We start from the raw sequence: 18,313 nt of genomic DNA on the forward strand, positions 1-18,313 counted from the left end.
TTAGTAAACCACTATTATTGTCAGTGCAGGGCAAGCAACCGATCAAGCGATCGGCCATGCCCTGCGCTTGCTGCGCTGCAGGTCAATTGAACATCAACGCCGTCATCAGAAAGTCCAGCCACAACACCGTCAGCGAGGCAATCACCACAGTCCGGGTGGTTGCCCGCGCCACGCCCTCTGGCGTCGGCTGCGCTTCATACCCCTGATACAACGCAATGAACGTCACTGCCACACCGAACACGACACTTTTCAGCACACCATTCGCGATGTCCTGCCAGATATCGACGCCACCCTGCATCTGCGACCAGAATGCGCCCTCATCGACACCGATCATTTTCACGCCGACCACATAGCCACCCATGATGCCGACCGCACTGAAAATCGCTGCCAGTACCGGCATCGCAATCACCCCCGCCCAGAAACGCGGCGCCAGCACGCGCTGGACCGGATCGACTGCCATCATTTCCATGGCCGACAGTTGCTCGCCAGCTTTCATCAATCCGATCTCGGCCGTCAGCGAGGTTCCAGCCCGTCCGGCAAATAGCAGTGCCGTAATTACCGGCCCCAGTTCACGCGTCAGCGACAGCGCCACCAGCAAACCCAGCGCCTGTTCGGAGCCGTATCGGCTCAACGTGTAATAGCCCTGCAAGCCCAGCACGAAACCGACAAACAGACCAGACACCGAAATGATGACCAGAGAATAGTTACCGACAAAATGAATCTGGTCACTGATTAACCGGGGCCGGCGCAACAGGCTGCCCGAAGCGCGCAGAATGGCCAGGAATGCACGCGTCGCGTAACCGGCATTTTCGGCGAACTCGCGCAGTGAGCGGCCCAGTGCGGTGATCCAGAGCACCATCATGACTGCCGCTCCAGGCCAAGATCAATCGCCAGCGATTTACCAGGATAATGAAACGGCACCGGCCCGTCCGCCTCGGCATGGACGAATTGTTTGACATACGGATCAGCCGACACACGCATTTCGGCGGGCGTACCCTCGGCCACGATTTTTCCGCTTGACAGGAAATAGACGTAATCGGCGATCAAAAAAGATTCATTCACGTCATGCGACACCAGAATCGAGGTCGATCCGAGCACATCATTGAGCTGGCGAATCAGGTTCGCTGTCACGCCCATCGAAATCGGATCCAGGCCGGCGAATGGTTCGTCGTACATGATCAGCTGCGGGTCCAGTGCGATCGCCCGTGCCACGGCAACCCGTCTTGCCATTCCGCCCGACACTTCCGCCGGCTTTAATTGCGCCGCATTGCGCAGACCCACCGCCTCCAGTTTCAGTAATACCAGATCACGCAACAGGTCTTCCGGCAAATCGGTATGTTCGCGTAGCGGAAATGCCACGTTTTCAAACACGGTCAGGTCGGTAAACAACGCGCCATGCTGAAACAACATGCCCATTTTGCGGCGCATCGCAAACAACCCTTGTTGCGACAACTCATGCACTACCGCACCGTCGACCGTAACCGCGCCCGATTGCGGGGTTAGCTGACCTCCGACGAGCCTGAGTACCGTGGTCTTGCCGGAACCCGAGCCACCCATGACTGCAATGACCTTCCCGCGTGGAAAATCCATACGGACACCCGACAGGATCGGACGTTCTCCATAAGCAAAATGCAGATCGCGGATTTCGACGAGATTGGACACAAGGGAATTGGGCTGTTGCAAAACCGTGATTGTAGAACAGATCGGAGGAACGCTCAGTGCAATGCACAATAAGACGTGCGCGACCCCACATAGGGGGCCGCGCAGGCGGGACGAACAGGCTTTAGTGCAGAATTATCGTGGCAAAACCGACTCACCCATCAGGAATTCATCGACAGCGCGCGCGCACTGACGACCTTCGCGTATCGCCCAGACCACCAGCGACTGGCCGCGACGCATGTCACCTGCCGCAAAGACCTTGTCGACCGAAGTCTGATAGCAACCTGCGCCATCGGTGGTGGCCTTGGCATTGCCGCGGCTGTCTTTCTCGACACCGAAGGCTTCCAGCACCTGCGACACCGGCGACACGAAGCCCATGGCCAGCAGGACCAGGTCAGCTTTCATTTCGAATTCGGAATCCGGCACTTCCTGCATGCGGCCATCTTTCCACTCGACCCGGGCAGCGATGAGCTTGTCGACCTTGCCGTTCTTTCCTTCCAGGCGTTTGGTAGCAACGGCCCAGTCGCGCTCACAACCTTCTTCGTGCGAGGACGAGGTGCGCAATTTGGTCGGCCAGTAAGGCCAGACCAGCGGGCCGTTTTCCTGCTCCGGCGGTTGCGGCATCAGTTCGAACTGGACCACCGATTGCGCGCCCTGCCGATTCGAGGTGCCGACACAGTCCGAACCGGTGTCACCACCGCCAATGACGACCACGTGCTTGGCCGTGGCCATGATCTGGTCCCTGACCTTGTCACCGGCATCGACCTTGTTTTGGAACGGCAGGAAGTCCATCGCGAAGTGAACACCCTTGAGTTCGCGGCCCGGCACCGGCAGGTCACGCGGATACTCCGCACCACCGGCGATGATGACTGCGTCGAAGTCCTTTTCGAGCTGCTCCGGGAAAATGGTTTCCTTGGCCCAGTTATTCACGTTCAACGGAAAGTCCTTGCCGATCAGCACGCCGGTGCGGAAGGTCACGCCTTCGGCCTCAAGCTGCTCGACACGGCGGTCGATATGGGTTTTTTCCATCTTGAAGTCAGGAATGCCGTAGCGCAGCAGGCCGCCGACGCGATCGCTCTTCTCGAACACGGTGACATCGTGACCGACGCGGGCCAGCTGCTGGGCAGCGGCCATGCCGGCAGGACCGGAACCGACGATGGCGATTTTTTTACCGGTGCGGGTGGCCGATGGTTGCGGCACGACCCAGCCGTTTTCCCAGCCCTTGTCGATGATGAAATGTTCGATCGACTTGATGCCGACGGCGTCGCTGTTGATGCCCAGCGTACAGGCGCTTTCGCACGGTGCCGGACAGATCCGTCCGGTAAATTCCGGAAAGTTGTTGGTCGAATGCAGGGTTTCCAGCGCTTCGCGATAGCTGCCGCGATACACCATGTCATTCCAGTCCGGAATGATGTTGTTGACCGGGCAACCGGTATTGCAGAACGGAATACCGCAATCCATGCAGCGCGAAGCCTGCACCTTGGCTTCACTGTCGGCCAGGTGGAGCGTGAATTCCTTGTAATGCTTGGTGCGCAACTTCGGGTCTTGGCTTGCCTCTTTCAGGCGCTGAAATTCCATGAAGCCGGTAATTTTTCCCATGATCGATCCAGGTTGTACGACGTATTATTCTAAGAAACTCGGGCAATAACGCGATCCCGGCGGGCGGCGCTTGCGCAGCCGCCCTGCCGCTTCGCGCCGTTATGCCGGAACTTTTTCCTTGGCGGCCTTGGCGTTGCGCGCCGCATCCATTTCGCCCAGCGCCCGCTTGTACTCGGTCGGGAACACCTTGACGAACTTACTGCGCGACACGGTCCAGTCATCCAGCAAATTACGCGCACGCGTGCTGCCGGTGTACTTGAAGTGACGCTCGATCAAGGCTTTCAGGATCGCTTCGTCGGTCTGACCGGCACCACCGCGCAACAGGCTGTGCCAGCCGGCACGGTCGCCGATGGCTTCCTGCTCGGCGTGCGGTGCCACCACATCGAGTACCACCATGGCCATGTTGCAGCGTGATTCGAAGTCACCGTCAGGATCGTAGACGTAGGCGATCCCGCCCGACATGCCGGCAGCAAAATTACGCCCGGTCTCGCCCAGCACGACCACGGTACCGCCGGTCATGTATTCGCAACCATGGTCGCCGGTGCCCTCGACGACGGCCGTGGCGCCCGAATTACGCACCGCGAAGCGTTCACCGACGACGCCGTTGAGGAAAGCTTCACCCGAAATCGCGCCGTACAGGACGGTATTGCCGGCAATGATGTTGTCGACCGCGCGGCCACGGAACTCGGTATTGGGACGAACGATGATGCGCCCGCCCGAGAGGCCCTTGCCGACGTAGTCGTTACCTTCGCCGACCAGATCGATCGTGATGCCGTGCGCCAGGAACGCCGCAGCCGATTGGCCTGCCGTGCCTTGCAACTGGATATGAATGGTGTCGTCCGGCAAACCTTCATGGCCGTATTTCTTGGCCACTTCGCCCGACAGCATCGTGCCGACCGTACGGTTGACGTTGCGCACTGGCGAAATGAACGAGACTTTCTCGCCTTTTTCGAGTGCAGCCCGGGCTTGCGTGATCAGCTTGTGATCCAGCGCCTTGGCCAGTCCGTGATCCTGCTCTTCGACCTGGTAACGTGGTTCGTCGGCAGGCATCTCCGGCAGATGGAAAATCCGGCTGAAGTCGAGGCCCTTGGCTTTCCAGTGGGTGACCGCTTTCGACTTGTCGAGCAGGTCGGCGCGGCCAATAAGTTCATTGAACGTGGCGATACCGAGCTGGGCCATGATCTGGCGCGCTTCTTCGGCGACAAAGAAGAAGAAGTTCACGACATGTTCCGGCTTGCCCGAAAATTTTTCGCGCAGGACCGGGTCTTGCGTAGCGACGCCGACCGGGCAAGTATTCAGATGGCACTTGCGCATCATGATGCAGCCTTCGACCACCAGCGGTGCCGTCGCAAAACCGACTTCGTCTGCGCCCAGCAAGGCCGCAATCACAACGTCGCGACCGGTCTTGATCTGGCCATCGGCCTGCACGCGGATACGGCTGCGCAGGCGGTTCAGCACCAGGGTCTGCTGGGTTTCGGCCAGACCGAGTTCCCATGGCGAGCCGGCATGCTTGATCGACGACAACGGTGAGGCACCGGTGCCGCCATCATGGCCGGCGATCACGACGTGATCCGACTTCGCTTTGGCGACACCGGCAGCAATCGTGCCGACACCGACTTCGGAGACCAGCTTGACCGAGATCGAGGCTTTCGGATTGACGTTTTTCAGGTCATGGATCAGCTGCGCCAGATCTTCGATCGAATAAATATCGTGATGCGGCGGCGGTGAAATCAGGCCCACACCCGGCACCGAGAAGCGCAGCTTGGCGATGTATTCCGAGACCTTGTGGCCCGGCAGTTGTCCGCCTTCGCCCGGCTTGGCGCCCTGCGCCATCTTGATCTGGATCTGGTCGGCCGAAACCAGATATTCGGTGGTGACACCGAAACGTCCGGACGCCACCTGCTTGATCTTCGAGCGCAGCGAATCGCCTGCCAGCAGCGGGATATCGACCACGACGTTTTCGGCGCCGATGATCGACGCCATCGAATCGCCCTGCTTGATCGGAATGCCTTTCAGCTCCTGCTGGTAGCGATGGGCGTCTTCGCCGCCTTCGCCGGTATTGGATTTGCCGCCGATACGGTTCATGGCGATGGCCAGCGTGGCGTGTGCTTCGGTCGAAATCGACCCGAGTGACATCGCGCCGGTGGCAAAGCGCTTGACGATTTCCTTGGCCGGCTCGACCTGATCGAGCGGGATGGCCTTGGCAGGATCAATCTTGAACTCGAACAACCCGCGCAACGTCATGTGGCGCTGCGACTGGTCGTTGATGATCTGCGCGTATTCCTTGTACGTGTTGAAGTTGTTGGCGCGGGTCGAATGCTGCAGTTTCGCAATCGCGTCCGGCGTCCACATGTGGTCTTCGCCGCGCACGCGGAACGCGTATTCGCCACCGGCATCGAGCGCATTGGTCAGGACCGGGTCCTTGCTGAAGGCGGCGTGATGCAGGCGCAGTGCTTCCTCGGCGACTTCGAATACGCCGATACCTTCGACGTTCGATGCGGTGCCCTTGAAGTACTTGTTGACCAGCCCCTTGTTCAGACCGATCGCTTCGAAAATCTGCGCGCCGCAGTACGACATGTAGGTCGAAATACCCATCTTCGACATCACTTTCAGCAAGCCCTTGCCGACGGCTTTCTGGAAGTTGTAGATGGCTTTCTCGGGCGACAGTTCACCCGGCAAACCGGCCGCCATGGAGGCCAGCGTATCCATCGCGAGGTACGGATGGATGGCTTCGGCGCCGTAACCTGCCAGTAGCGCAAAGTGATGCGTTTCACGGGCTGAACCGGTTTCGACCACCAGCCCGGTCGAGGTGCGCAAGCCCTTGCTGACCAGGTGCAAGTGGATGGCGGAGGTGGCCAGCAATGCCGGAATCGCGACCTGTTCGCCATCGACCTTGCGGTCCGAAATGATCAGGATGTTGTGGCCCGAATGGACCGCATCGACTGCTTTGGCGCAGAGCGAGGCCAGGCGTGCTTCGATGCCTTCCTTGCCCCAGGCAATCGGGTAACAGATATTGAGTTCGTGCGACTTGAATTTGCCGCTGGTGTGAGCGCTGATGTTGCGCAGCTTGGCGATGTCGTCATAGTCGAGCACCGGTTGCGCGACTTCGAGGCGCATTGGCGGGTTGATGTTGTTGGTGTCCAGCAGGTTCGGTTTCGGACCAATGAACGACACCAGCGACATAACCATGGCTTCCCGGATCGGATCGATCGGCGGGTTGGTCACTTGTGCAAACAGCTGCTTGAAGTAGTGGTACAGCGTCTTGTTCTTGTTGGACATGACGGCCAGTGGCGAGTCATTGCCCATCGAACCGGTAGCTTCTTCGCCATTCGCGGCCATCGGCGACATCAGGAATTTCAGGTCTTCCTGGGTGTAGCCAAACAATTGCTGGCGGTCGATCAGCGGCAAGGTGGAGGTCGGCTCGGCCGGCTCGGATTTCAGTGCGTTCAGGCGTATCCGTACCGAAGCAATCCATTGTTTGTACGGCTTGGCATTGGCGTAGGTATCTTTCAATTCCTTGTCGCCAATGATGCGACCGGCGTCGAGGTCGATCAGGAACATCTTGCCCGGTTGCAGACGCCATTTCTGGATGATCTTCGACTCCGGAATCGGCAGCACGCCGGATTCGGACGCCATCACCACCAGGTCGTCATCGGTGACGATATAGCGCGCCGGACGCAGACCGTTACGGTCGAGCGTGCCGCCAATATGACGACCGTCGGTGAATGCCATCGCTGCAGGACCGTCCCATGGCTCCATCATCGCCGCGTGGTATTCGTAGAAAGCGCGCCGGTTGTCATCCATCAGCGTGTGATTTTCCCAGGCTTCCGGGATCATCATCATCATCGCCTGGGCAATCGGATAGCCGGCCATGATCAGCAGCTCAAGCGCATTGTCAAAGCTGGCGGTATCGGACTGGCCTTCGTAAATCAGCGGGAACAGCTTCTTCAGGTCATCGCCCAGCACCGACGATTTCATCACGCCTTCGCGGGCGCGCATCCAGTTGAAGTTACCCTTGACGGTATTGATCTCGCCGTTATGGGCGATCAGGCGATACGGGTGCGCCAGCGGCCATTCCGGGAAGGTATTGGTCGAGAAGCGCTGATGCACCAGTGCCAGCGCGGAGATGCAACGCGGGTCCTGCAAGTCCTTGTAGTAGACACCGACCTGATCGGCCAGCAACAAGCCCTTGTAGACCACGGTACGGGCGGACATCGATGGCACGAAAAACTCCTTGCCATGCAACAGGTCCAGCGCCTGAATCGCGTGACCGGACGATTTGCGGATCACATACAACTTACGCTCAAGCGCATCGGTGACCATGATGTCCTGGCCGCGGCCAATGAAAATCTGGCGGATCACCGGCTCTTTGTCGCGCACGGTCGGTGACATCGGCATCGTGATATCGACCGGTACATCGCGCCACCCCAGCACGACCTGGCCTTCGGCCAATACGGCCCGTTCGATTTCCTGCTCGCAGGCGATGCGCGAGGCATGCTCTTTCGGCAGGAACACCATGCCCACGCCGAATTCGCCAGGCGGCGGCAGCTCGACACCCAGCAGCGCCATCTCTTCGCGGTAATACTGGTCCGGCACCTGAATCAGAATACCTGCGCCATCACCCATCAATTTGTCCGCACCCACCGCGCCCCGGTGATCCAGATTTTTCAGGATCAGCAGTCCCTGCTCGACGATCGAGTGGCTCTTGTTACCCTTGATGTGGGCGATAAAGCCGACGCCACAGGCATCGTGCTCATTGGATGGGTCATACAAACCTTGCGCATGCATTATTTTTCTCCCGACCGGACGAATTCGAACGTGCAGGATAGTGCAGCGCAAACCATACTGCAACTTCTTTAATTAGGGTCAGAGTCAATTAAATTCTCCGAAATCCGGATTTTTTATTAAATGGGGACAGAGTCAATTTGCTTGAATTGTCGCGATGACGAAATGGCCTTGCGCGATCAGGCTTCTTCGACCACCTTTAACTTCGGCGGTCGGCCGCGCCGTACCGGTCCGACACGGCGCTGCAGCCGCTTTTCCATCTGGGTCCGGAATTGCGGCGACCCCAGGGCCCAGCCTTTGAGGACGGCATCGGTCAGTGCCGTCATTTCCTCTGAACTCAGTCCTTGCTGCACCAGCGCCCGATAGGCGGCCTCGCGCTGGAATGGTGTATTTCCCAGAGACCAATACAAGGCATGGTCCGTGATCAGCGGATTCGACTGGGTACCTACGTGATGCGCATAACTCGACCACGGGAAATCCGCCGGATCGGCGACCATTCCGGCACGCACCGGATTGAGTTCGATATACCGGCAGCAGCTCATGAAATACGGCTCGGCATCGATCAGCGTGGCCTTGAAACGCCCCTGATAGAGGCCGCCGACGCGCTCGTACTTGCGATTAAAGTACGGTACGTAATGCCGCCCTATCCATTGCATCATGCCACTCAGACCATCCTTGTCGGATGGCGATGCCAGCAAATGCAGGTGGTTCGGCATCAGCACGTATGCGTGGATGGCGACCTTGAACTGTTTGGCGGCCTCGTACAACCAGCTCAGGAAAATCCGGTGGTCATCGTCATCCCGAAAAATTACGCGCCGGTCGTTGCCGCGCTGAATGAGGTGATGTGGTTGATCCGGGATAACGAGACGAGGTAAACGGGCCATGGTGGTTGCGCTGTGCAGAGGTCGGTAGGAAGGTGATTCTAGATGACGGCTGGTCGTTTTAATTGACTCTGACCCTAATTATTTCCACAACAGGATACTGAATTAATTGACTCTGACCCTAATTAAAATCTAGTCACGGAAAAATTTCAATCGGGATTGCAAGGCCTCGGCGCTGAACAGGTGTTCGGTCGTGTGCCTTGCACAGTCACCGATCGCGGCGCGCAGCGCGGGATCAGCGTGGAGGCGCTGCAGGATGGCGTGGGCTTGTTCGGTGGTGTCGAACAGGAAGCCGTTTTCGCCGTGGATGATGTGGTCGGCATAGCCACCATGGGCGTGACAGACCACCGGTAAACCGCACGCCATGGCTTCGACAACGACACGGCCGAAGGTTTCCACATGCGTGCCTGACCGGTAATAGAACACGTCGAGTCCCTGCAGAAACTGGTCTGGCGGAACAGTGCCTTCCGGTGTAATCAGGCAGCGTGGATGCGCTGGCAATGTATTCTGCAGGATGGTCGCGCCCTGCAGCCGGAGTTGCCAGCCTTCGTCGAGCAGGTGGCGATACAGGGTCGGGTCGTCCGGATGATGCTTGTCTGCGGTGTCGCGGCTGAGGCGGCCTACGACCAGTCTTGACGAACCGGCTCCGCGACCGGCTCCGCCCTCGCCCGGCAGCCTTGGCGCGGGATGAAAGCGCGCAATATCAATCGGCGACGGGTGCACCACGCCCTCGATCTGCAGGATTTTTTTCTGGAATTCCGAGATCAGCACGTACTCGGTGCGTGGCCATCGCAGCAGCGCTCGATGCTGCGATGTCAATGCCAGTATTTTCGGATGGAATGTATTGAATACGTAGATCAGCCGGCGCGGCCGCGCCACCAGAAAAGGCCAGACCCGATTGCGCCAGTGCGCGCCAAAAAAAACATAGTTGCCGCCGTCAGGCACCTGCCTGCGCAAGACCGATACATGCCGGATCGGATAACGCGCCAGCAATGCCGGCGAGGCTTTTGATGACGTAGCCCAGAGCTGCACCGGAATCTGCTGCCTGGACAGCATCTCGAAGACCGAGAGCGTTTCGAGTTCGCTGCCGCCAAACGGATTGCGGAATCCATTGAACAGATGCAGTGGTGGCGGGCGCGTCAAACCGGCCACTCCTGACGCAATAGTGCATAGCAATTCAGATCATGGAATTGACCACCCCAGCGCGCCTGCTCGCGGTGCACCCCCTCGAACCGGAAGCCGAGTCGGGTCAATAATGCAATCGAGGCCGCATTGTCGGGATGGCTTTCGGCCTGGATCCGGTGCAAGTCCATGCTGCGGAACCCGTGGTCGAGGATCGCGCGGACGGCTTCCGTCATGTAGCCGCAGCCTTGCAACGGTGCGGACAGCTCGAAGCCGAGCAGGCAGCTGTGCCAGCTTTTGTTCCAGCGAAAAAATCCGCTGGTGCCGACCAGATCGTCACAGCCATGCCGGGCAAGTCCCCAGCGCAGTCCGGTGCCGGCGCCAAACCAGCTGGCGAACAGGGCAGCCAACTGGCTGGCCTGCATGTGGCTCGTGATCGGATCGACACCGAACCAGCGCATGGTATCGGCATCGGAATGCATCCGGAACAAGGCATCGGCATCCGCAGGGACGATTTCCCGCAGGGTCAGGCGTTCGGTGTTCAGTACCGGAAAAACCAGGGACATCGTGCAGCTCCGCTACCGTGTAAAGCGTTCACGATAACGGAAACCGTATCGCTGATCAATGCAGGCGCCACACCGATACTGACGCTGCGTGCGTGACCGATTCGGATTCATGGATGGGCAGTGGCACGTACTCCGCTCCGGCCATCCCGCAACACCCTGCGGCAATCGACATTCGTCCGGCGATGTCCGCACTCGGCGCGCTGCCCTCGTTGGCAACCTTGACAGCCCGATGGCGCGTGCTGTGGCTGAAGTTTTAATCGCGCTGGCGCTGCCGTTCGAGGGCCAGCACAAGCAAGGCGCGCATCTCGTTGAGCGGGATGATCTCGGCAGGATCGATTCTGGACGGTGTCACGGCACGATCCCAGTCGCCGTACAAAAAACCCACCGGTAAGCGATTGACGGTCAGTGGCATGACCACGAAGCTGCGCACGGAGGGAAAGGCATCTTTCCACCAACGCGGCAACTTGCTGATGAATGCCGGGTCACGGGCATTTTCGACAAAGATCATCTTGTCGTTGGCGAGTGCTGCATGAAAGACATCTGGCTGATACGCCACATCAAAATTGAGCCGCGGCGCCATGTCCTGCAGGTTAGCGCCCAGACACATGCGCGCCTGGTAGCGACCATCCTTGTGGATGCGCTGAAACAGAGCGGCATGGCTCAATCCCAAGCTGTTGAACAGCGTTTCGAGCGCCATCGACATCAGCTGACCCGTGGTCGATGATTTGCTGATGTCACCCAGATCGGCCACACCGCGCACCAGCAACGCGGTCGCATTGACGGGCTTGCCGGTAGTCACCGCCTTGTCAGCGGCGGAAAGCGGCGGCGTAACCTTGGCCAGGCGCGACGCCGGCGCACCTTCGTCGCGCGCTGCCTGCTGGGCGACCTCCACTGCGATCAGTAATTGTCGGGAGTCGACGCCCAGCATGCCCGCATAACCGTCTGCAATCCGGTCTAGCGCGAGCGCAAGCCCGGCACTGCCGGGTACTTCCGTCATTAGTACTTCGGCGCACGACAAGGACATGGTCGATACCGCCGCCAGCCATTGGCTGTGATCCAGCGGTTCATCGAGTGCGATCGGATGCACATCTTTGAGCGTGTCGACCAGGCTGTTTGGCAGGCCCCATTGCAGTGCCACCATCCGGCCAATATGGTCGAGTCCGAGGCCGAGAACATGGCGCGCATGTAAATCTTGCGGTGTACCCTCGACATTGGCCGCAGTCAGGATTTGCTGCCATAGCTCGGGCAAGTAAAAGGCCACCATCATGCGCCCCAGCCCGTGCAGCATCGAGCACACGACCGCTTCCTCAGCATCCCGGGTGCTCGCCGATGACGCTATCTGGCGTCCGATGTGGCCGGACAGCACCGCCTTTTCCATTTCGCACCGGGCGAGCGCGGAATCTGCCGATGCCACCGACAGGCCGTCGATCAGCTTGACGCCCAGTGCCAGATGGCCAATGGCGTCGGTACCCAGAACCACCACCGCCTTCGACACGGTATTGACGTCCCGACCGAACACCGCATACATCGGACTATTTGCCAAACGCAACACTTTTTGCGTCAATGCCGGGTCCGACAGCACCGTGCGCGCCATATTGAAATCACGGTCATCTTCGCCGCGCATGGCACCGAGGATCGCGCTGACCACTTTCGAAAAACCGGGCAGGTCGCCGCGCTGACGTACGCGCGTCCAGAGCAGTTGCAGGGTTTGTTCGGGGTCGGCGGCGTGTTCGATCATGGGGTCAGTTCTGCCCGACAGGAACCGGGGCAGCCGCGTTGGCGCCGGCCCGCAGCAGGGCAATCGCCGCGTCCGGCATCATCGGCCGGCCGGTGTAGTAACCCTGAATCAGATTGCATCCTTGTCGTGACAGAAACGCCAGTTGCTCGGCATTTTCGACCCCTTCGGCGACTGTCGTGAGATTCAGGTGACTGGCCAGACTCAGGACAACATTGCAGATTGCCGCATCCTTGACCGACGCCGGCAAGTCCTGCACGAAGGCGCGGTCAATTTTCAGGGTGGAGATCGGGAAACGCTTCAGGTACGCCAGCGAGGAATAGCCAGTACCGAAGTCATCGATCGCAATTTTCACGCCGCGGGCACTGATCTGATTAAGCATGGCCTCGGCATGCTCGGGGTCCGACATCAGGATGCCTTCGGTAATTTCGAGCAGCAGCTCGGCGCCAACGATGCCCGAACTCTTCAACGCATTATCGATCACGCCCAGAAAGTGCTCATTGCGAAATTGGCGCGGACTGACATTGACCGAGACATACAGAGGGCGCCCGGCAGCTTCCTGGAAGCGCTTGAGTTGCATGCACGCCGAGCGCAGCGCCCACGCACCCAGCAAATTGATCAGGCCATTGCTCTCTGCCATGGGAATGAATTGTGACGGCGAGACCGGCCCCAGTTCCGGACGCATCCAGCGCATCAGCGCTTCATAGCCGAGCACTTCGCAGGTTACCGCGTCGACGATCGGCTGGTAGTGCAGGAAAAATTCGCCGTTGCGCACCGCGTCAAACATCGCGGCTTCCATCGATACGTCGAATTCCTGCTGATTGAATTTTTGCGGGTTGTAGACGACGCAACGCGCCTTGCCCGTTTCCTTGGCGTGGCACATCGCGGTGTCGGCGTGACTGAGCAACTTGACGTCGTCGTCGCCGTGATCCGGATAGGTAGCCGCACCGATCGAGGCACCGACGTATAAGGTGTGTCCCTGGATTTCAAACGGTAGCTGCATGTGAGAAATCATGCGCTTGGCAACTGTCTGGATTTCGGCTTCGCTGACGGCACTGGGCAAGATGGCAACGAACTCGTCGCCACCAACGCGCGCCAACGTATCGACGTTACGCAGCGTCTCGCGCAGACGCTCACCGGCCATCCGCAACAGCGTGTCACCAACCATGTGCCCGAGCGCGTCATTGACCTTCTTGAACCGGTCCAGATCCAGCGCCAGCACCGAAAATCCGCGCCCGGTGCGCTTGGCTTGCGCAATCGCCATGTGCAAGCGGTCGGATAACAGGGAGCGATTCGGCAATCCGGTCAGCGCATCGTGCGTGGCCATATGGCGCAACCGCTCTTCGGTATCTTGCTGCACCGAGATATCACGGCCGATGGCCAGCAAGCCCGGCTTGCCATCCGGCGTTTGATAGTTGGTGATCTGTAATTCAAACCAGAGAGTCGACCTGCGCGTGTTCAGGCGTGCGTTGACTTTGCCGGGACGTCCGCTTTCGACTGCCTGTGTAATAGCAAGATTGATGACGAGGCGGTCGCTCAGCGGCGCGAGCTCGGACAAGGTCCAACCCACAATATTCCCGACGGCTCCGAGGGACTCCAATGCGCGACGACTCACGTGCAGAATCTTGCCTTTTTCATCCAGGCAAAACACGGCATCACCCGCAGCCTCAAGCAGGCTATCGAGCGATTCTTTAGAGCCAGCTAACGCAAAGCCATTGCTTCCTATAAACATCACACCATTCTAGGTTAGGCCAAACACGTTATCGTTTTCACCAGCATGCGCCAATGGAAATACCCGTCTCGAAAAGAGGAAATCAATACTATAAATACTTTTCAGCAATAGTCCACAACCTTCAGCATCTTGTCAAGTTGGCATCAACTTAATAGTTCATGTGCGATCTTAAGTGTTTTAACAAATGCTAGGTGGAAATTTAATAGGTAAATGTAAATATTAGATTCCCTCTCCTAAATACCGGGGCGTCAACGGCAAAATCGTTCACCGCTGCAGCCTGAACCGGGAGGAACGTCGCCCGGACGGGCATTTTTATTTGGCGAGAACAGAGACTCAGACATCGGTTCGCAGGCGCTTGGGTCACGGCCATGCCGGGCAAACCCTTGGGAATCGACATCAAAATCATTGGCGCGTCATCGCGTACCTGATTCCGCAGATCATCTGCCTACAGTCGGACCGGGCAATCAAAAGCCTGCTGAGTCAGTGACCGAGCAGGCTTTGATTACCAACATTACTTAGAGCGCTTCTTAGAACACTTCTTAGAACGGAATATCGTCATCCATATCCGAGAAATTCGGTGCAGGACGCGAGGCAGCCTGCTGGCGCGGGGCGCTGGCTGCCGGTGCTGCTGCGGCTGTCTGGCGCGGCGCAGGTGCGCTGCCGTACTCTTCATCCATACCACCGCCACCACCCATGCCTTGCCGGCTACCCAGCATCTGCATCGTATCGGCGATGATTTCGGTGGTGAAGCGTTCGACATTTTCCTTGTCGGTCCACTTGCGGGTCTGCAGCTTGCCTTCGATATAGACCTGAGAGCCTTTTTTGAGGTACTGGGCGGCGATTTCGGCGAGCTTGCGATAGAACGTGATGCGGTGCCATTCGGTGAGTTCTTTTTTCTCGCCAGTGTTCTTGTCTTTCCAGCTTTCGGTCGTCGCCACTGCGATGTTGGTGACCGCTTCGCCATTGGTCATGTAGCGGGTTTCCGGGTCGCGGCCGAGGTTGCCGATGATGATGACTTTGTTGATCGATGCCATGCTGATTTCTCCTGGAGGTACTGTGTCACGGCCGTCAGATCGTGCGCCGCTGAATCGTAGAATTGGCCGCAATTATAAGCTAGCCGGTGCACACAACCGCACCCAACCGCACGACAGCACGGCCAAGCCACAGCAGTGTGGTTTGGCTGCAGCCATCCTTCGCGGGCATGTCGTCTTGTTCGGACACGACAAAGCCCATGTGCCACCCGGCGGGTCGCGAGGCAACCGGCAGGGGCCCTGCCCGGCCTTGCAAAACCGGCTATAGTATCGGGTTGATTCGTCCTGCGGCGGCAGCCTACCTGGCCTGCACGCCGCGCGACCACCACGCAGAAAGCAGTTCATGGACGAAATTCGCATCCGAGGCGCGCGCACGCACAACCTCAAAAATATCAATCTGGATCTTCCCCGCAACAAGCTCATTGTCATTACCGGATTGTCCGGGTCCGGCAAGTCCTCGCTGGCATTCGACACGCTGTATGCAGAAGGCCAGCGGCGCTACGTCGAGTCGTTATCCTCGTATGCGCGCCAGTTCCTGCAACTGATGGAAAAGCCGGACGTCGACCTGATCGAAGGCTTGTCACCGGCCATCTCGATCGAACAAAAAGCCACTTCGCACAATCCGCGCTCGACGGTCGGCACCGTCACCGAAATCCATGACTATCTGCGCCTGCTGTATGCCCGCGTCGGTACGCCCTATTGCCCCGACCATCCCGAAAATCCGCTGGCGGCGCAATCGGTGTCGCAAATGGTCGATGCCGTGCTGGCCATGCCGGAAGACACCAAGCTGATGATCATGGCGCCGGTGGTCTCGAACCGCAAAGGCGAGCATGTGGATCTGTTCGAGCAGATGCAGGCGCAGGGATTCGTGCGCTTCCGGGTCCAGACCGGCACCCATCCGGCCAAGATTTATGAAGTCGATGATCTGCCAAAACTGAAAAAAACCGAGAAGCACACGATCGATGTCGTGATCGACCGCATCAAGGTCAAGGCCGATATCAAGCAGCGCCTGGCTGAAAGTTTCGAGACCGCGCTGCGACTGGCCGATGGCCGCGCGCTGGCGCTGGAAATGGACAGTGCGGTCGAGCACCTGTATTCAAACAAGTTCGCCTGCCCGACTTGCGGCTACTCGCTGCAGGAACTGGAGCCGCGGCTGTTCTCGTTCAACAATCCGATGGGTGCGTGCCCGGAGTGCGACGGCCTCGGTCATATCGAGTTCTTTGACCCGAAACGCATCGTGGCCTTTCCCAACCTGTCGCTGGCCAGCGGTGCGGTCAAGGGCTGGGATCGACGCAACCAGTTCTATTTCCAGATGCTGACCAACCTGGCGGCGTTCTATGAATTCGACCTCGATGCGCCGTTCGAAAAATTGACCGAGACCGCACAGCAAGCGGTGCTGTACGGCTCGGGCAAACAAGTCATCCCGTTCACCTACATCAACGAGCGCGGCCGTGCAGTGGTGCGCGAACATGCCTTCGAGGGCGTGGTCAACAACCTGCAGCGGCGCTACCGCGAAACCGATTCGAATGCGGTCAAGGAAGAGCTGGCCAAGTTCATCAACGAGAAAGAATGCCCGTCCTGCCATGGTGCGCGCCTGCGTATCGAAGCACGCTACGTCAAGGTCGGCAACGGCGCGCAACAGCGCGCGATTTATGAAGTCGCCGCGACGCCCTTGCGTGAAACGCTGGAGTTTTTCGAGACCCTGATCCTCACGGGTGCGAAGAAAGAAATCGCCGACCGCATCACCAAAGAAATCATTTCGCGCCTGCGTTTCCTGAACAATGTCGGGCTCGATTATCTGTCGCTGGAACGCAGCGCCGATACGCTGTCGGGCGGCGAAGCGCAGCGCATCCGGCTGGCCTCGCAGATCGGCTCCGGCCTGACCGGCGTGATGTATGTGCTCGATGAACCATCGATCGGATTGCACCAGCGCGACAATGACCGGCTGATCGCCACGCTGCGGCATTTGCGCGATATCGGCAACAGCGTGCTGGTGGTCGAACATGACGAAGACGCGATCCGTTGCGCCGATTATGTGGTCGACATGGGACCGGGCGCAGGCGTGCACGGTGGTGAAATCATTGCCGAAGGCACGCTCAAGGAAATCCTCAAGAACACCAATTCGCTGACCGCCAAATACCTCAACGGCACGCTGGAAATTGCCATTCCGGCCAAGCGCCATGCACCGGACCCGAAGCGCCAGTTCGTCATCACAGGCGCCTCCGGCAACAACCTGAAGAACGTCACGCTGGAGCTGCCAGTGGGTCTGCTGACGTGCGTGACCGGCGTCTCCGGTTCCGGCAAATCGACGCTGATCAACGAGACGCTGTATCACGCGGCGTCGCGTCATCTGTACGGCTCGCAAGCCGAACCGGCTGCGCATGACAGCATCAGCGGCTTCGAGCATTTTGATAAAGTCATCTCGGTCGACCAGGGCCCGATCGGGCGCACGCCGCGCTCGAATCCGGCCACCTATACCGGTCTGTTCACGCCGATCCGCGATCTGTTTGCGACCGTCAATGCGGCCAAGGAACGTGGTTACAGCGCCGGGCGTTTTTCGTTCAACGTCAAGGGCGGACGCTGCGAAGCCTGCCAGGGCGATGGCGTGATCAAGGTCGAGATGCACTTCCTGCCGGACGTGTACGTGCCGTGCGATGTCTGCCACGGCAAGCGCTACAACCGCGAAACACTGGAAGTTTTATACAAGGGCAAGAACATCACCGAGGTACTCGGGATGACGGTCGAGGAAGCCCATGTGTTCTTCCTGCCGGTGCCAGTGATCGCACGCAAATTGCATACGCTGCTCGATGTCGGTCTGGGTTACATCCGGCTCGGCCAGAGTGCCACCACGCTGTCCGGCGGCGAGGCGCAACGGGTCAAGCTGTCGCTCGAACTGTCCAAGCGCGACACGGGTCGTACGCTCTACATCCTCGATGAACCGACCACCGGCCTGCATTTCCATGACATCGATTTGCTGCTGAAAGTGATCCACCGGTTGCGCGACCAGGGCAATACGCTGGTGATCATCGAGCACAACCTGGATGTCATCAAGACTGCCGACTGGGTCATTGACCTGGGACCGGAAGGCGGCGCCGGTGGCGGTCAGATCATTGCGACCGGTACACCGGAACAAGTGGCCAAAAATCCGGACAGCTTTACCGGCAAATACCTCGCGCCACTGCTGAAAAAAAAGAAAGCCTGAT

At 58.9% G+C, this 18,313-nt stretch carries 12 protein-coding genes; 2 read left to right on the top strand and 10 right to left on the bottom strand.

Translation table 11 applies throughout. The features are described from left to right. Nucleotides 1-82: 82 nt before the first annotated feature. From mlaE to ABD720_RS17085, 7 genes are all read right to left on the bottom strand, one after another. Complete coding sequence (gene mlaE / locus ABD720_RS17055) at nucleotides 83-859, bottom strand: lipid asymmetry maintenance ABC transporter permease subunit MlaE (RefSeq protein ID WP_425548005.1); 777 nt, start codon at nucleotides 857-859, stop codon at nucleotides 83-85. Beyond that, on the bottom strand, nucleotides 859-1,662 hold the full coding sequence (locus ABD720_RS17060) for an ABC transporter ATP-binding protein (protein WP_344765134.1): 804 nt from the start codon (nucleotides 1,660-1,662) through the stop codon (nucleotides 859-861). The genes mlaE and ABD720_RS17060 overlap by 1 nt, the downstream gene beginning before the upstream one ends. Before the next feature lie 132 nt (nucleotides 1,663-1,794). Continuing rightward, nucleotides 1,795-3,258 carry a glutamate synthase subunit beta gene (locus ABD720_RS17065; protein ID WP_344765136.1) on the bottom strand — a complete coding sequence of 488 codons (1,464 nt, stop codon included), beginning with the start codon at nucleotides 3,256-3,258 and terminating at the stop codon, nucleotides 1,795-1,797. A 99-nt stretch (nucleotides 3,259-3,357) separates the two neighbouring features. Next, nucleotides 3,358-8,046, bottom strand: coding sequence for a glutamate synthase-related protein (locus ABD720_RS17070; RefSeq protein WP_344765138.1), 4,689 nt, complete (start codon nucleotides 8,044-8,046; stop codon nucleotides 3,358-3,360). A 176-nt stretch (nucleotides 8,047-8,222) separates the two neighbouring features. Next, the gene (locus ABD720_RS17075; protein ID WP_344765140.1) at nucleotides 8,223-8,927 is read right to left on the bottom strand and encodes a transposase; all 705 of its coding nucleotides are present in this window, start codon (nucleotides 8,925-8,927) and stop codon (nucleotides 8,223-8,225) included. A gap of 129 nt (nucleotides 8,928-9,056) precedes the next feature. Then, nucleotides 9,057-10,067 carry a glycosyltransferase family 4 protein gene (locus tag ABD720_RS17080; RefSeq protein WP_425547996.1) on the bottom strand — a complete coding sequence of 337 codons (1,011 nt, stop codon included), beginning with the start codon at nucleotides 10,065-10,067 and terminating at the stop codon, nucleotides 9,057-9,059. Then, the gene (locus ABD720_RS17085) at nucleotides 10,064-10,612 is read right to left on the bottom strand and encodes a GNAT family N-acetyltransferase (RefSeq protein ID WP_344765144.1); all 549 of its coding nucleotides are present in this window, start codon (nucleotides 10,610-10,612) and stop codon (nucleotides 10,064-10,066) included. Before ABD720_RS17085 ends, ABD720_RS17080 begins: the two co-directional genes overlap by 4 nt. Before the next feature lie 92 nt (nucleotides 10,613-10,704). Between ABD720_RS17085 and ABD720_RS17090 the strand changes: the two genes are divergently transcribed. Continuing rightward, complete coding sequence (locus ABD720_RS17090) at nucleotides 10,705-10,869, top strand: hypothetical protein (protein WP_344765146.1); 165 nt, start codon at nucleotides 10,705-10,707, stop codon at nucleotides 10,867-10,869. On the opposite strand, the gene ABD720_RS17095 is transcribed toward ABD720_RS17090, so the two are convergent. The 3 genes from ABD720_RS17095 to ssb form a co-directional block, all read right to left on the bottom strand. Further along, the gene (locus ABD720_RS17095; RefSeq protein WP_344765148.1) at nucleotides 10,866-12,350 is read right to left on the bottom strand and encodes an HDOD domain-containing protein; all 1,485 of its coding nucleotides are present in this window, start codon (nucleotides 12,348-12,350) and stop codon (nucleotides 10,866-10,868) included. The two genes, ABD720_RS17090 and ABD720_RS17095, sit on opposite strands and share 4 nt — an antisense overlap. Before the next feature lie 4 nt (nucleotides 12,351-12,354). Then, nucleotides 12,355-14,079 carry a putative bifunctional diguanylate cyclase/phosphodiesterase gene (locus tag ABD720_RS17100; RefSeq protein ID WP_344765150.1) on the bottom strand — a complete coding sequence of 575 codons (1,725 nt, stop codon included), beginning with the start codon at nucleotides 14,077-14,079 and terminating at the stop codon, nucleotides 12,355-12,357. 539 nt (nucleotides 14,080-14,618) lie between these two features. Beyond that, nucleotides 14,619-15,113: a single-stranded DNA-binding protein gene (gene ssb / locus ABD720_RS17105; RefSeq protein ID WP_344765152.1), complete on the bottom strand. Its 495-nt coding sequence runs from the start codon at nucleotides 15,111-15,113 to the stop codon at nucleotides 14,619-14,621. Nucleotides 15,114-15,453: 340 nt separating this feature from the next. Between ssb and uvrA the strand changes: the two genes are divergently transcribed. Beyond that, nucleotides 15,454-18,312, top strand: a complete 2,859-nt coding sequence (gene uvrA / locus ABD720_RS17110; protein ID WP_344765155.1) for an excinuclease ABC subunit UvrA — start codon at nucleotides 15,454-15,456, stop codon at nucleotides 18,310-18,312. The last annotated feature ends 1 nt before the right edge of the window (nucleotide 18,313 follow it).

This window comes from Actimicrobium antarcticum (assembly GCF_039536745.1).
GTDB lineage: Bacteria > Pseudomonadota > Gammaproteobacteria > Burkholderiales > Burkholderiaceae_D > Actimicrobium > Actimicrobium antarcticum.